Genomic DNA, 13513 nt, shown 5'->3' with positions numbered 1-13513 from the left:
GGATCGTGTCACGCGGAGTGTCGGCCAGGCGTGTCCGGTTACTGCCGGAGAAGTTTATGCCGGGTGCGCCCACTTCTTGAGCTCGGCCTTGCTGCCGAAGGCCATGACGTCCTTGTCCAGCGGCGAGTCGGTGTACTGGTGGATGCGCCACTTCGCCTTGATCCGCGGCTCGCCGGCGGTGACGTAGTCGGCGATCCACAGCCCGTCCGCGGCGTACGAGGTGGTGTCGCGGTGCAGCCAGAAGTCGCGGTTGCAGTAGAGCAGCACCCGGTGGGTGGGGCGCAGCTTCTTGACCTCCCGGAGGAACTCGTCCTTCTGCGCGTTGCTGGCCTGGGTGCCGGAGCCGGTGGTCTCCCAGTCGGCGGCCAGCAGGTCGCCCTGGAGCGACGCGCACTGCTCGACGAAGTAGCGGGCCTGGGCGGCGATGTTGCCCGGCCACAGGAAGTGGTAGAAGCCGACCACGGCGCCCGCTTCCCGGGCCCGTGCCGCCTGGGCCGACTGGTGCGGGTTGGTGTAGGTGTGGCCCTCGGTGGCCTTGATGAAGACGAAGTCCAGCCCCTTGGCGGAATACCCGGTGTTGTACGCACTGACATCGACACCGTGCAGCATGAGCGGCCTCCTGCCCGTCGGACCTGCGGAATACGAAGCGCCATCTGCTCGAAGCGGCTGCCGCCCCCTCTAGCAGTTCAGCATGTTCACGACCGGAGACGCCAGATCGCCGCGCCGAAGTTCCCAGCAGCACAGGGGAGTTGGTGACGCATGGCGCGGGTGGGGCGGGTGGTGCGGATGGGGCGGGGGTTTGCGGCGGACGGTCGCGGCGCCCGGATGCGCCCGGCCGTCCCGGGCCCGCGTGCGCCCACGCCACTTCAGGCCCGCGTGCGCCCCGGCCGCTTCAGGCCCGCGTGCGCCATGGGCGTTGGAGGACGCGGGCTGGGTGGCGTTGCCGTGATGGCGGCGTGGCCGGCGGGCCGGCGGCCGGGGGCAGGCGACGCGGGCGTCCGGGGCGGTGCTCCCGTGGCCGGGCCGGGCGCGACGCGACGCGGCCGGGTGGGCCCGGTGGCCCAACTACCCTGTCCCTAGCGGCCCTTGGGCTCCCCCTGGGCCGATTCCACCGTGCGGTGGAGGTCGGCCGCGGCGTCCACCGCGCCGGCCGCGGAGACCGTGACGCAGGCCAGCAGGGCGGCGGCTATCAGCCGGTGGCCGACCGGCGCGGCGCGGCCGCGGGGGCGGTCCGCCGGGCGGTCGGGGGTCAGCAGGGCGGCGACCCGGCGGGGCACCGGGCCGGCCGTCGCGGCGAGCGCCGTGCCCGGGCGGGGCGCGGCCGCGGGGTGCGTGCGCGCGGCCAGCGCGGCGCGGCCGATGGCCCGGGCGGTGACCTGGCGGTCGCCCACCCGGGAGGCGGCGGACTCGTCGGCCCAGCGCTCCAGCGCGTACGCCAGCGGGGAGCGCAGGCCGCGGAGCAGCGGATGGCAGCCCGCGGCCAGCGCGGCGGTCAGCAGGAAGAGGTGGTGGCGGCCCGCGAGGTGGGCGCGCTCGTGGGCGAACAGCGCCTCGCGTTCGGCCGGCGGCAGCGCCCGCAGCATCCCGGCGGTGACCACCACCCGGCCCGGCCGGCCCGGGAGGGCGTAGGCGTCCGGCGCTGCGTCCGGCAGTACGCACAGGTCGCCGGCCCGGCCGTGGGCGTCGGCGGTGCGCCGGGCGGTGCGCAGCTCGGCGCGGTGGCGCAGGGCGCGGCGGGCGACCGCGCACGCGCAGAGGGCCAGCAGTGCGCCGGCGACCGGGGCGGCGGGGACCGTCACCGCCGCGCCGGCGCCCGGCAGCGCCCGCACCAGATGGCCGAAGGCCGCGACCGGCGGCAGCCGCAGCGCCCCGGCGACCGTGAGCAGGCACAGCGCCGCGGCCGTGCAGGCGGCCAGTACGGCGGCGCAGCCGGCCAGCAGCCAGGCCGCGGCGCGCGGCGGCAGCGACTCGGCCAGTCGCCGCGCGGTGGGCACGGCCAGCAGCGGCACCAGCAGCGGGATCCAGACCGCGAAGATCATGGCGTCGTCCCGGACCCGGGGCCGGGCTCGGAGCCGGGGCGCCGGCCGGGCGCGTCCGTCTCGTCCAGCAGCGAGCGGAGCAGCCGCTCGTCCTCGGTGGTCAGCTCGGAGACGAAGCGGGCGAGCGCGGTGGTGCGGTCGTCCTGCTTGTCCAGCTCGCTGCGCATCCGCCGGGCGGTCAGGCCGGCGGAGTCGTGTATCGGTGAGTACGCGAAGCCGCGGCCGGCCCGGGTGCGGGAGACCGCGCCCTTGTCGTACAGCCGGCTGAGGATGGTGGTGACGGTCGTGCGGGCGAGCTCGCCGCCCAGCTCGCCCTGGACCTCGGCGGGCGTCAGCGGTCCGTCGGCCGCCCACAGCGCCGCCAGCACGCTCGCCTCCAGCTCGCCGGCGGGGCGGCGGGCCGCGGGGGATGTCTCCGACATGGAACGCCCTCCACCCTTTCGTCGTCTACAGTTCCGTAGACCGTCTACGTGGCTGTAGACGGTCGGGCCGGCCGCCCGGCAGGCCCGAAACCCATTATGGGAGGGGCCACTGACATGGCCGTAGCGGCCACCGCACTGTCCGCCACCGCCGTCACACAGGCGGTCAACGTCCTCGACGCCGGCTCACTGCTCGCCGCCTTCGGCGCGCTCGGCGTCGCCGTCGTCCTCTTCGCCGAGACCGGCCTCCTCGTCGGCTTCTTCCTGCCCGGCGACTCCCTGCTGTTCACCGCCGGACTGCTGTGCGCGCCCGGCGTCGGCGGCGCCGTCCACCTCGCGCTGCCGCAGGTCCTCACCGCCGCGGCCGCCGGCACCCTCGCCGGCTCGCAGACCGGCTACTGGATCGGCCGCCGCGGCGGTCGCGCCCTGCTCGCCGGCGGCCGCTCCCGCAAGCTCCGTGAGGGCGCCGCCCGCGCCGAGGAGTACCTGGCCCGCTACGGCCACGCCAAGGCGATCGTGCTGGCCCGCTTCGTGCCGATCGTCCGTACCGTGCTCAACCCGCTCGCCGGCGCCCTCAACGTGCCGGCCCGCACCTTCACCGTGTGGCAGGCCGCCGGCGGCCTGGGCTGGACGCTCGGCCTCACCCTCGCCGGATACGCCCTGGGCTCCTCGGTGCCCAACGTCGACCGGTATCTGCTGCCGGCCGTCGCCCTGGTCGTCCTGGTCTCGCTGGTCCCGATCGCGCTGGAGGTGCTCCGCTCGCGCGCCGGGCGCCCGGCCGGCGGGCCGGACGCGGCGCCCGGCGATGCGCCGGATCATGCCTCCGCGCCACCGGCACCCTGACCGACCCGGCACACTTAGGGAGCACGACGGGCGGCCGGCGCACCACACGGGCCGCCCGGCACCCGGCCCACGCACCATGCACCGCCAAGGAGTAAGCCCAGTGACCGACCTCGCCTTCGGCGGAGCCTCGATCGACGGCGGCCTGTACACCTCAGTGACCGGCTTCGCCCAGGACATGCCGCACTTCCTCAACGTCCTGGTCTCCTACTGGACCGACCTCGGGCTGGGGGTCTTCGCGCTGCTGATGCTGGTCGCCTGGTGGCGCGCCCGGCAGCGGCTCGGCGGCAGCTCCCGCCGCCGGCTGGCGCGCGGCGAGGGCCGGCACGCGCCGCCGGTGGCGATGGCGATGGCGCTCGCCGTCCCGGTCGTCGTCGTGCTGGCCTACGTGGCCAACGACGTGGTCAAGGCGTTCTTCCACGAGCAGCGGCCCTGCCAGACCCTGCCCGTGGTCACCGTCGAGCCGTGCCCCGGGCTCGGCGACTGGTCCTTCCCCAGCAACCACTCGGCCATCGCCGCCTCCGCCGCGATCGCGCTGCTCCTCCTGGACCGTCGGCTCGGCGCCCTCGCCGTCCCGGCCGCGCTCCTGATGGGCGCCTCCCGGGTCTGGGTCGGCGCCCACTACCCGCACGACGTCGCCGTCGGCCTGATCGTCGGCACCCTGGTCGCCGCGGTCCTCATGCCGCTCGCCCGGCGTGCCGCGCCGCTCGTCGAACGCGTCCGGGAGACCCCGCTGCGCCCCCTGGTCGCCACCCGGTGACGCCGCCGGAGCGGGCCCCCGGCCCACCGTGCGACGGCGCGCGCCCGGCCCCCGGCCGCGGCCCGCGCCTCGGCGCGCCCCCCGGCCGTCTCCTCATCCTCGCGGCCCTCTCCGCCGCCCTGTTCACCGCCGCGGCCGTCACCACGGCCCTGCGGCACGGCGCCCCGCTCGCCCCCGAACGGGCCGCCCTTGACTGGTCCACCGCCCACCACGGCGAACCGCTGCGCACCCTGGCCGGCGCCCTGACCGCCACCGGCACCGGCGCCGTCCCCTACCTGATGGCGCTCCTCGCCGGCCTGCTGGCCGGCCGCGGCACCCGTGGCCGGCTCCGCGCGGCGGTCTGCGCGCTGCTCGTCCTCGCCGCCGGCCAGGCCGTCCGCCGCGGCCTGATGGAACTGCTCGCCCGGCCCCGCCCGCCGCTCGCCGACTGGGCCGCGCACGCCTCCGGCCACTCCTTCCCCTCCGGCCACGCCACCACCGCCGCACTGGCCGCCGGCATCCTGGCCTGGGGCGTGCTGCGCCGCGCCCGCCCCGGCACCGGCCGGCTCCGGTGCGCCCTGCTCGCCCTCTGGGCCCTCGGCGTCGGCCTGACCCGCGTCTACCTGAGCGTCCACTGGGCCGGCGACGTCCTGGCCGGCTGGCTGCTGGCCGCCACCCTGCTGCCGCTCGCGCTGCTCCTCGACCCCCTGGCCGTCCCGCGCCAGCCGGCCCCCACGGGACCTCCCCCCAGGGCTTGACCACGATTGGCTGACGAACGCCCCAGGTCTTCACCAAGGCCCGCATGGACCCCCACCGGGCCGAGCACCACTGTCCTGTGCACCGGTGAGCGCGCCCGAACGCCGCCGGCGCCGCGCCCGTATCCGCACCAGCGCAGCACCAGGGGGACCGCAATGACCCAGCAGACGAGCGCCCCGCCCACCCGCCGCCCGGCCGGCGCCCGCGGCCGCTGCCCCGCCGCCGCGTCCGCCGATCCCACCCCGTGCGACGGCCCGCCCGATGCCGCCACGCTCATCGACCGCCACGGCCGCGAGGTGGCCGGCTGCGTCCACCACTGCGCCCGCCGCCTCCCTGGCCTCGACGGCGCCCGCGTCCACCCCTTCGTCCCCGCCCCCCAGGCCCTGGACATCTACTTCCGCGCCTGCGAACTCCCCCCGTTCGCCTGGGAGATCGGCCGCTGACGGCTCCGTCCCACACAAACGCCCCGACCGCCGACGAGCCACAACTCGCCGACGCCCGGGGCGGGGAGCGGAGGAGTCCGGGGGGACTCAGCACTCGATGATGTTCACCGCGAGGCCGCCCCGTGCCGTCTCCTTGTACTTGACGCTCATGTCGGCGCCGGTCTCCTTCATGGTCTTGATGACCTTGTCGAGGGAGACGTGGTGGCGGCCGTCGCCGCGCAGGGACATCCGGGCGGCGGTGACGGCCTTCACCGCGGCCATGCCGTTGCGCTCGATGCACGGGATCTGGACCAGGCCGCCGACCGGGTCGCAGGTCAGGCCGAGGTTGTGCTCCATGCCGATCTCGGCGGCGTTCTCGACCTGCTCGGGGGTGCCGCCGAGGACCTCGGCGAGACCGCCGGCGGCCATCGAGCAGGCGGAGCCGACCTCGCCCTGGCAGCCGACCTCGGCGCCCGAGATGGAGGCGTTCTCCTTGAAGAGCATGCCGATGGCGCCGGCCGCGAGGAGGAAGCGCACCACACCGTCCTCGTCGGCACCGGGGACGAAGTTGACGTAGTAGTGCAGCACCGCGGGGATGATGCCGGCCGCGCCGTTGGTGGGGGCGGTCACCACCCGGCCGCCGTCGGCGTTCTCCTCGTTGACGGCCATGGCGTAGAGGGTGACCCACTCCATGGCGCGGGCCGCCGCGTCGCCCTCGGAGCGCAGCGCGCGGGCGGCGTTGGCCGCGCGGCGGCGGACCTTCAGGCCGCCGGGGAGGATGCCCTCGCGGGACATGCCGCGGGTGACGCAGCCCTGCATGACCTGCCAGATCTCCAGCAGGCCGGCCCGGATCTCCTCCTCGGTGCGCCAGGCCTTCTCGTTCTCCAGCATGAGGGAGGAGATCGACAGGCCGGTCTGCTGGGAGAGCCGCAGGAGTTCGTCGCCGGTGCGGAAGGGGTGCTTCAGGACGGTGTCGTCGAGCTTGATGCGGTCCTGGCCGACCGCGTCCTCGTCGACGACGAAGCCGCCGCCCACCGAGTAGTAGGTCTTCTCCAGCAGGGGCGCGCCCGCCGCGTCGTAGGCGAAGAGGGTCATGCCGTTGGCGTGGTACGGCAGCGACCGGCGGCGGTGCAGGATCAGCTGGGTCGACTCGTCGAAGTCGATCTCGTGGGCGGCGCCTATCTCGGCGCCGAGGAGGCGGAGGCGGCCGCTGGTGCGGATGCGCGCCACCTCGTCGTCGGCGGTCTCGACGTCGACGGTGCGCGGGGAGTGGCCCTCCAGGCCCAGCAGCACCGCCTTGGGGGTGCCGTGGCCGTGGCCGGTGGCGCCCAGCGAGCCGAAGAGTTCGGCGCGGACCGAGACCGTCTGGGCGAGCAGACCGTCCTTCTTGAGCCGGCCGGCGAACATCCGGGCGGCCCGCATGGGGCCGACGGTGTGGGAGCTGGACGGCCCGATGCCGATGGAGAAGAGGTCGAAGACGGAGATGGCCACGGGGGCTGACTCCCTTGTCTGCTCGTGGTGGACGGTGGAGCACATCGGGGCAGGAATGGGGTGTTTTCCGGCCCGGCTGTCGAGCGTAACCCGCTCGCGGGGGAATGCCGCCGGACGGGAGGCGGCGGGCAGGGGAAGCCACCGGGGACGGCGGGAGAACGATGGCGGGAGAACAGGGGGACGGGGCGAGGCCGGACGGTGGCGGCGGCGGTGGGCGGGGAAGGGCGTCCGGGCAGGCGGAAGCGGCCCCGGGGCGGTGGTCCGGCCCGGGGCCCGGTGGGGCGGCGGGCCGGAGAGCCGGTCCGCCGCCCGCGGCTACCGGGGGCCGTGGCGCCCCGGCGGCCGGCCCGTCACAGCGACGGGTACAGCGGGTACTTCTCCGCCAGCGCCGTGACCCGGGCCTTGAGCGCCTCGCGCTCGTAGGTGGGCTTGAGCGCCTCGGCGATGATGTCGGCGACCTCGCGGAAGTCCTCGGCCTGGAAGCCGCGGGTGGCCAGCGCGGGCGTGCCGATCCGCAGGCCGGAGGTGACCATCGGGGGCCGCGGGTCGTTCGGGATCGCGTTGCGGTTGACGGTGATGCCGACCTCGTGGAGGCGGTCCTCGGCCTGCTGGCCGTCGAGAGCCGAGTCGCGCAGGTCGACGAGGACGAGGTGGACGTCGGTGCCGCCGGAGAGCACCGAGACGCCGTGCTCCCGGACGTCGTCCTGGACCAGGCGCTCGGCCAGGATCCTGGCGCCCTCCAGGGTGCGCCGCTGGCGCTCCTTGAACTCCTCCGACGCGGCGACCTTGAAGGACACCGCCTTGGCGGCGATCACATGCTCCAGCGGGCCGCCCTGCTGGCCGGGGAAGACCGCGGAGTTGATCTTCTTGGCCAGCTCGGCGGTGGACAGGATCACACCGCCGCGGGGGCCGCCCAGCGTCTTGTGCGTGGTCGTCGTCACGACGTGGGCGTACGGCACGGGGGAGGGGTGCAGACCCGCGGCCACCAGGCCGGCGAAGTGCGCCATGTCGACCATCAGGTACGCGCCGACCTCGTCCGCGATCCGGCGGAAGGCGGCGAAGTCGAGCTGGCGCGGGTAGGCGGACCAGCCGGCGACGATCAGCTTGGGGCGGTGCTCCTTGGCGAGGCGCTCGACCTCGTCCATGTCGACCAGGTTGGTCTTCTCGTCGACGTGGTAGGGCACCACGTTGTAGAGCTTGCCGCTGAAGTTGATCTTCATGCCGTGGGTCAGGTGCCCGCCGTGGGCGAGGTTCAGGCCCAGGATGGTGTCGCCCGGCTTGATCAGCGCGAACATCGCGGCGGCGTTGGCCTGCGCGCCGGAGTGCGGCTGGACGTTGGCGGCCTCGGCGCCGAAGAGCGCCTTGATCCGGTCGATGGCGATCTGCTCGACGACGTCGACGTGCTCGCAGCCGCCGTAGTAGCGGCGGCCCGGGTAGCCCTCGGCGTACTTGTTGGTGAGGACCGAGCCCTGGGCCTCCATGACGGCGACCGGGGCGAAGTTCTCCGACGCGATCATTTCGAGGGTGGACTGCTGGCGGTGCAGCTCGGCGTCGACGGCGGCGGCGACGTCGGGGTCGAGCTCGTGGAGGGAGCTGTTGAGAAGCGACATGAGACTTCCGAGACTTCCTGGAGAGGGGGAGCGGGCGGGGCGCCGCGGCCCCGCCCGTGCGGTGGCGGGAGCCGGCGCGGGGGCGTCAGCCGGCGGCGAAGGCGGTGTACTCGTCGGCCGTGAGCAGGTCCTCCGGCTCACCGCTGACCTTCACCTTGAACAGCCAACCGCCCTCGAACGGGGCGGAGTTCACCAGCGAGGGGTCGTTGACGACTTCCTCGTTGACCGCGGTGATCTCGCCGTCCACGGGCGAGTAGAGGTCGCTGACGGACTTGGTCGACTCCAGCTCACCGCAGGACGCGCCCGCGGTGACGGTGGCCCCGACCTCGGGGAGCTGCACGAAGACGACGTCGCCGAGCGCGTTCGCCGCGTGCTCGGTGATGCCGACCGTCGAGACGCCGCCCTCGGCGTCCGACAGCCACTCGTGCTCCTTGCTGTAGCGCAGCTGCTGGGGGTTGTCCATGGCTCGATTCTCCTGTACGCGGGGGTGTGATCGTGAATGGGGGGCGCCTCCCGGACGGCGTCCGCGAGGGTTGTCTCGCCCTGTGAGACACGCGGCGCCGGACGCGACGGCGCGGGCCCGTGGCGGGCGCCGCGGACGGCCCGGCGCCGGCCGCTACTTCTGCCGCTTGTAGAAGGGCAGTGCGACGACCTCGTACGGCTCGTGGGTGCCGCGGATGTCCACCCGGACGCCCTCGGTGCCCGGTGCGGCGTGCGCCGCGTCGACGTAGGCCATGGCGATCGGCCGGCCGAGGGTGGGGGAGGGCGCCCCCGAGGTGACCTCGCCGATCGCCGTGCCGTCGGCGTCGACGACCGGGTAGCCGGCGCGCGGGACCCGGCGGCCCTCGGCGAGCAGGCCCACCAGCTTGCGCGGCGGGTTCTGCTCGGCGCGCCGGGCGGCCGCCTCCAGCGCCGCGCGGCCGACGAAGTCGCCCTCCTTCTCGAACTTCACGACCCGGCCCAGGCCCGCGTCGAAGGGCGTGAGCGCGGTGGTCAGTTCGTGCCCGTACAGCGGCATCCCCGCCTCCAGGCGCAAGGTGTCGCGGCAGGACAGTCCGCACGGGACCAGTCCGACGTCCTTGCCCGCCTCGGTCAGCGCCTCCCACACGGCGGCCGCGTCGGCCGGCCGGACGAACAGCTCGAAGCCGTCCTCTCCGGTGTAGCCGGTCCGGGCGATCAGCGCCTCGACGCCGGCGACCGTGCCGGGCAGTCCGGCGTAGTACTTCAGCCCGTCCAGATCGGCGTCGGTGATCTTCTTGAGGATGCCGGGGGACTCCGGGCCCTGGACCGCGATCAGCGCGTAGGCGTCCCGGTCGTCGCGGACCGCGGCGTCGAAGCCCGCCTGCCGGCCGGCCAGCGCGTCCAGCACCACCTGGGCGTTGGCGGCGTTGGCGACGACCATGAACTCCCGCTCTGCCAGCCGGTAGACGATCAGGTCGTCGAGGATGCCGCCGTCGGCGGCGCAGATCATGGTGTAGCGGGCCCGGCCGACCTTCAGGGCCCCGATGTTGCCGACCAGCGCGTGGTCGAGCAGCGCGCCGGCCTGCGGGCCGGTGACGGTGATCTCGCCCATGTGGGAGAGGTCGAACAGGCCGGCGCGGGTGCGCACCGCGACATGCTCCTCGCGTTCGCTGCTGTAGCGCAGCGGCATGTCCCAGCCGGCGAAGTCGGTCATGGTCGCGCCGAGTGCGCGGTGGGTGGCGTCCAGCGCGGTGAGGCGGGGGGCTTGTGTCATCGTTCCGGGCTCCCAGGCATGGGTGACAAGACGGTCTCCCCATCTGTCATCGGAACCTGAGAGGTTCACCGGGAGCCCACGAACGAGCCCGGTTTGCACCTTGGGTGGAGCCGTCCCCCTTCACCGGGCGGGGGCTCGCTTTTCAGATCTGCCTCGCCCGCGCGGTATAGGGGCCTGAGAGATTCAAGGGAGGACTTGCTCCTTCGGCGCCCCGCCGTGGCGGCCGGGGACTCTCCCGCGCGGGTTCAAGCGGCCGGTATGGAGTTGGCTGGCTGCGCACGAGTGACCAGTGGTGTGCCCGTGGCGGCCACATCATTACACGGGATCGCCGGATACAGGAGCCCCGGCCGCCGCTCCGCGACCGGCCGCCCCGCCGCGACCCGCGGCCGCTTCCCCGGATCCGGTGGCGGTCCCGGCCGTCACCTGCTGCTCATCACTTGCTGCTCATTACCCTTTCTTGACACTCTGCGGGAAGGCGGGGTCCCGAACCCGGCCGATCCGAGGGGGAGGGGCGATCACGTGCACGGCGAAGCGGCGTACGCGACGACGGCGGGGGTGGCGGGGGTGGCACCGCCGGGGCCCGTATCGGAGGGGGCACCGGCCGCGCCCCCGCGGCCCGCGGTCCGGCCCGCCCGGCTCCGGATCACCGACCTCCGGTTCCGGGACGGCACCCGCACCTCCCGCACCGATCCCCGCACCGTCCTCCGTTTCCCCTCCGGCGACCTCGTCGTGGTCTCCGGGCTGCCGGGCAGCGGCAAGAGCACCCTGATGCGGCGGGTGCTGCCGGAGCGCGACGGCCACGGCGCCCCGGTGCACCGCCTCGACTCCCAGGACACCCGCGAGCGTTGGGAGCGCGGCCGGCTGCGCCGCCTCCCGTACGCGCTCTACCGCCCGCTGGTCCGGGCCGCGCACTACGGTGCGCTGCGCCGGGCGCTCCGCTCCGGCGGGAGCGTGGTGGTGCACGACTGCGGGACGCTGGCGTGGGTGCGCCGCTGGCTCTCCCGGGCGGCCCGGCGCGACGGCCGGGCGGTGCACCTGGTCCTCCTCGACGTGCCGCCGCAGACGGCGCTGACCGGCCAACGGGCCCGCGGCCGCGGGGTGTCGGGATACGCCTTCGCCCGGCACCGCCGGGCGGTGCGCCGGCTTCTCGCCCGGGCCGAGCGGTCCCGCCTCCCCGCGGGCTTCGCCTCCGCGGTGCTGCTGGACCGGCCCGCCGCCGGGGCGCTGCAGCGCGTCACCTTCGGGTGAGACTGCCGGCTTCGGCGCCCGGCGGTCCGCCCGTTAGGGTCTGATCCACCGGCGGTCCATGGGCCCGCCGCCAGGTTCAGGGGCCGGGCAGCGCGGCCAGTAATGGGTGGGTGAGATGAACTATCCGGACAATTACCCGCAGCACGGCGGAGCGGTGCCGGGGCAGGTGCCGGACGCGGGGATACCGCAGCCGGCCTGGCCGGCCAACGAGCTGGAGCAGGTGCTGGCCGCGTCGGTCGGGCACCCCGGGGCCGGCGGCCGGATCGTCGAGGTACTGGGCCGCAGCCTGGTGTGGGTGCCGCTGCCCGAGGGCGGCGGCCCGGACAGCGCCGGCCCCGGGGCGGGTGGCCTGGACCTGCCCACCGTCGAGATCGGCGGCGCCGCCTACGTCCCCGTCTTCAGCTCCGAGCAGGAGTTCCTGAAGGTCGTCGGCACCCACCTGTCGTACACCGTCGCGCCCGCCGTGGAGTTCGCCCGCGGGCTGCCGCCGATGCTGGGCATCGCGGTCAATCCGGACGGCACCGTCGGCGTCCCGCTGCCGCCGCCCGCGGTGGCCGAACTGTGCCGCGCGGGACGGACCGAACTGGACGGCCCGCAGGCCGCCGGCGCCCGGGTGCGGCTCTTCGAACCGGACTGGCAGGACGAGCCGGTGGACTTCCTGGCCGCCGCCGGCCTGGAGTTCTCCGGCGCCGGCTCGGTGCTCGCCGCCCGGCGCGCGCTGGCCAGCGTCGAGGGCGACACGCCGGCGCTCTTCGTGGGCGTGCAGTTGGACACCGTTCCGGAGCGGCTGTACGACGGCAGCGCCCGCGACGAGGTGCTCGCGGCGCTGGGCCGGGCCCTGGGCCGGGTGCCGGTGCCCTGGCCCGTCCAGCTCGTGCTGCTCGACGTCGCCCAGGGCGACCCGGTCGCCGACTGGATGCTGGAGCGCGTGCGGCCCTTTTACACCCGGCCCTGACCCATCGGACACGCCCTAAGCTGGGAGCGACGGGCGGGCGCAGGCCCTGCCGGGAGAAGGGACGGACCACGTGAGCGCGGGTGCGCATCAGGGAGCGGCGGCGGCCGAGCACGTCGAGCAGATGCTGCGGCAGGTCACGCCCGGGCGCTATGACGCCTACGAGGCGCTGCTCGGGGCCCTCGCACACGGGCAGGTCTGGATGCTCCTGTGGCACGGCCGGGCCGGCCAGCCCGACGCCCAGTACGGCAACATGGAGGTCGACGGGCTGGGCTACGCCCCCTGCGTGACCTCCGCCGCCGAACTCGCCGCCTCCGGCTGGACCCGCGACCACGAACTCGTCAGCGGCCCCGAGATCGCCGCCTCCCTCTTCCCCGACCGCTGGGGCCTGTGGCTGAATCCGCACGCTCCCGGCGGCGGCGTCGGCATCCCCTGGCTCGACCTGCGCCGGATCGCCGCCGGCCTGGACCGGCTGCCCGCCGGGCCGCTGCGGATCTCCGAACCGGTCATCGACATCCCGCAGTTCTACGCCCTGCTCGCCCAGAACGCCCACCGCACGCCCCCGGTGCGGTCGTTGCGCCGGGCCTGGGTCCAACCCGCCCTCGGCGCCCCGTATCTGGCGATCGGGCTGGACCTCTACGACACCGGGCAGCCCTCGGTGGACGCCGCGCGGCTGATGATCCAGCAGTCGATGGGCGCCGTACCGGACGGCCTGCCGGTCTCCACCGTCGCCATGAACGACGAGTACGACCCGGTCGGGATGTGGATGCGGGCCTGCGCCCGCCCGTTCTTCGACCGCGACGGCTACGCCCAGCCGCCCGTTCCGGGCCCCACCTACGGTTACGGCCAGCCGCGCCCCTACTGATCCGTAGTACGGATCGGATCGCCACGTCTCCCCGCGTATCCCCGCTTGTCGTCACGTAGCCCCACGTAGCGGCACGACTTCCTCGATCCCCGCAGCCGGCCGCGGAGCCTCGGCGCGCCGTCCGTCTCGCGGTGAATTCCCCTTGTACGCCCGGGAGTTGAGGGCCTACCCGCCCGCCCCGCGCACCGCTCAGTCCGCACCGCTGTTCGTATAACGGAAGGCTGCGGGCCACATCACAGTTACGCATCCATTCCACGCCAGGGCTGGTGAGTGATCGCGGCTCGGATGAAGACTCCCGGCATCGAGGACCTCGGTCCTTTGTACGAGCATCATCCGCCACCGGAATCCTGCGCATCCTTGAGCCGTCCGCAGGGCCGGACTCCCGCGAGAAGCGGAG

At 74.7% G+C, this 13513-nt stretch carries 14 protein-coding genes and 2 riboswitches; of the genes, 7 read left to right on the top strand and 7 right to left on the bottom strand.

What is annotated here, in order from left to right; translation table 11 throughout:
* Positions 1–54: 54 nt before the first annotated feature.
* The 3 genes from ACRAS8_RS11070 to ACRAS8_RS11060 all read right to left on the bottom strand — a co-directional run bounded on the left by ACRAS8_RS11070 (position 55) and on the right by ACRAS8_RS11060 (position 2461).
* Positions 55–609 carry a glycoside hydrolase family 25 protein gene (locus ACRAS8_RS11070; protein WP_438485768.1) on the bottom strand — a complete coding sequence of 185 codons (555 nt, stop codon included), beginning with the start codon at positions 607–609 and terminating at the stop codon, positions 55–57.
* Positions 610–1076: 467 nt separating this feature from the next.
* The gene (locus tag ACRAS8_RS11065) at positions 1077–2039 is read right to left on the bottom strand and encodes a M56 family metallopeptidase (RefSeq protein WP_438485767.1); all 963 of its coding nucleotides are present in this window, start codon (positions 2037–2039) and stop codon (positions 1077–1079) included.
* Positions 2036–2461 carry a BlaI/MecI/CopY family transcriptional regulator gene (locus tag ACRAS8_RS11060; RefSeq protein ID WP_438485766.1) on the bottom strand — a complete coding sequence of 142 codons (426 nt, stop codon included), beginning with the start codon at positions 2459–2461 and terminating at the stop codon, positions 2036–2038. Before ACRAS8_RS11060 ends, ACRAS8_RS11065 begins: the two co-directional genes overlap by 4 nt.
* Positions 2462–2575: 114 nt before the next feature.
* On the opposite strand from ACRAS8_RS11060, the gene ACRAS8_RS11055 reads away from it, so the two are divergent.
* From ACRAS8_RS11055 to ACRAS8_RS11040, 4 genes are all read left to right on the top strand, one after another.
* Positions 2576–3301, top strand: a complete 726-nt coding sequence (locus tag ACRAS8_RS11055; RefSeq protein WP_438485765.1) for a DedA family protein — start codon at positions 2576–2578, stop codon at positions 3299–3301.
* A 100-nt stretch (positions 3302–3401) separates the two neighbouring features.
* Complete coding sequence (locus ACRAS8_RS11050; RefSeq protein WP_438485764.1) at positions 3402–4058, top strand: phosphatase PAP2 family protein; 657 nt, start codon at positions 3402–3404, stop codon at positions 4056–4058.
* Positions 4055–4795 (top strand): phosphatase PAP2 family protein, encoded by a 741-nt coding sequence (locus tag ACRAS8_RS11045; protein WP_438485763.1) that lies wholly within the window; start codon positions 4055–4057, stop codon positions 4793–4795. The genes ACRAS8_RS11050 and ACRAS8_RS11045 overlap by 4 nt, the downstream gene beginning before the upstream one ends.
* A gap of 153 nt (positions 4796–4948) precedes the next feature.
* Positions 4949–5236, top strand: coding sequence for a hypothetical protein (locus ACRAS8_RS11040; protein ID WP_438485762.1), 288 nt, complete (start codon positions 4949–4951; stop codon positions 5234–5236).
* A gap of 87 nt (positions 5237–5323) precedes the next feature.
* Here ACRAS8_RS11040 and ACRAS8_RS11035 read toward each other — a convergent pair whose 3' ends face one another.
* The 4 genes from ACRAS8_RS11035 to gcvT all read right to left on the bottom strand — a co-directional run bounded on the left by ACRAS8_RS11035 (position 5324) and on the right by gcvT (position 10051).
* A complete protein-coding gene (locus ACRAS8_RS11035) occupies positions 5324–6706 on the bottom strand; it encodes an L-serine ammonia-lyase (RefSeq protein WP_438485761.1) in 1383 nt (460 codons plus the stop codon).
* 350 nt (positions 6707–7056) lie between these two features.
* Positions 7057–8316, bottom strand: coding sequence for a serine hydroxymethyltransferase (gene glyA, locus ACRAS8_RS11030; protein ID WP_438485760.1), 1260 nt, complete (start codon positions 8314–8316; stop codon positions 7057–7059).
* Positions 8317–8401: 85 nt separating this feature from the next.
* Positions 8402–8779 (bottom strand): glycine cleavage system protein GcvH, encoded by a 378-nt coding sequence (gcvH, locus tag ACRAS8_RS11025; protein WP_438485759.1) that lies wholly within the window; start codon positions 8777–8779, stop codon positions 8402–8404.
* 153 nt (positions 8780–8932) lie between these two features.
* The gene (gene gcvT, locus ACRAS8_RS11020; protein WP_438485758.1) at positions 8933–10051 is read right to left on the bottom strand and encodes a glycine cleavage system aminomethyltransferase GcvT; all 1119 of its coding nucleotides are present in this window, start codon (positions 10049–10051) and stop codon (positions 8933–8935) included.
* A gap of 33 nt (positions 10052–10084) precedes the next feature.
* Positions 10085–10203: riboswitch (glycine riboswitch) on the bottom strand.
* Positions 10204–10299: riboswitch (glycine riboswitch) on the bottom strand. It lies immediately after the preceding riboswitch.
* A 271-nt stretch (positions 10300–10570) separates the two neighbouring features.
* Here gcvT and ACRAS8_RS11015 point away from each other — a divergent pair.
* From ACRAS8_RS11015 to ACRAS8_RS11005, 3 genes are all read left to right on the top strand, one after another.
* Complete coding sequence (locus tag ACRAS8_RS11015) at positions 10571–11299, top strand: AAA family ATPase (RefSeq protein ID WP_438485757.1); 729 nt, start codon at positions 10571–10573, stop codon at positions 11297–11299.
* Between the two features lie 115 nt (positions 11300–11414).
* Complete coding sequence (locus ACRAS8_RS11010; protein WP_438485756.1) at positions 11415–12254, top strand: enhanced serine sensitivity protein SseB; 840 nt, start codon at positions 11415–11417, stop codon at positions 12252–12254.
* Between the two features lie 70 nt (positions 12255–12324).
* Complete coding sequence (locus ACRAS8_RS11005; RefSeq protein WP_438485755.1) at positions 12325–13116, top strand: enhanced serine sensitivity protein SseB C-terminal domain-containing protein; 792 nt, start codon at positions 12325–12327, stop codon at positions 13114–13116.
* Positions 13117–13513: the final 397 nt, after the last annotated feature.

This window comes from Streptomyces sp. S186, assembly GCF_051603415.1.
GTDB lineage: Bacteria > Actinomycetota > Actinomycetes > Streptomycetales > Streptomycetaceae > Streptomyces.
Note: the sequence above shows the minus strand (reverse complement) of the source record. Positions and strands in the feature narration are given on the sequence as shown.

What these genes read in the sequence shown, in the direction of transcription:
- ACRAS8_RS11070 (WP_438485768.1), bottom strand. Translation starts at nt 609, where the DNA reads ATGCTGCACGGTGTCGATGTCAGTGCGTACAACACCGGGTATTCCGCC.
- ACRAS8_RS11065 (WP_438485767.1), bottom strand. Translation starts at nt 2,039, where the DNA reads ATGATCTTCGCGGTCTGGATCCCGCTGCTGGTGCCGCTGCTGGCCGTG.
- ACRAS8_RS11060 (WP_438485766.1), bottom strand. Translation starts at nt 2,461, where the DNA reads ATGTCGGAGACATCCCCCGCGGCCCGCCGCCCCGCCGGCGAGCTGGAG.
- ACRAS8_RS11055 (WP_438485765.1), top strand. Translation starts at nt 2,576, where the DNA reads ATGGCCGTAGCGGCCACCGCACTGTCCGCCACCGCCGTCACACAGGCG.
- ACRAS8_RS11040 (WP_438485762.1), top strand. Translation starts at nt 4,949, where the DNA reads ATGACCCAGCAGACGAGCGCCCCGCCCACCCGCCGCCCGGCCGGCGCC.
- glyA (WP_438485760.1), bottom strand. Translation starts at nt 8,316, where the DNA reads ATGTCGCTTCTCAACAGCTCCCTCCACGAGCTCGACCCCGACGTCGCC.
- gcvH (WP_438485759.1), bottom strand. Translation starts at nt 8,779, where the DNA reads ATGGACAACCCCCAGCAGCTGCGCTACAGCAAGGAGCACGAGTGGCTG.
- gcvT (WP_438485758.1), bottom strand. Translation starts at nt 10,051, where the DNA reads ATGACACAAGCCCCCCGCCTCACCGCGCTGGACGCCACCCACCGCGCA.
- ACRAS8_RS11010 (WP_438485756.1), top strand. Translation starts at nt 11,415, where the DNA reads ATGAACTATCCGGACAATTACCCGCAGCACGGCGGAGCGGTGCCGGGG.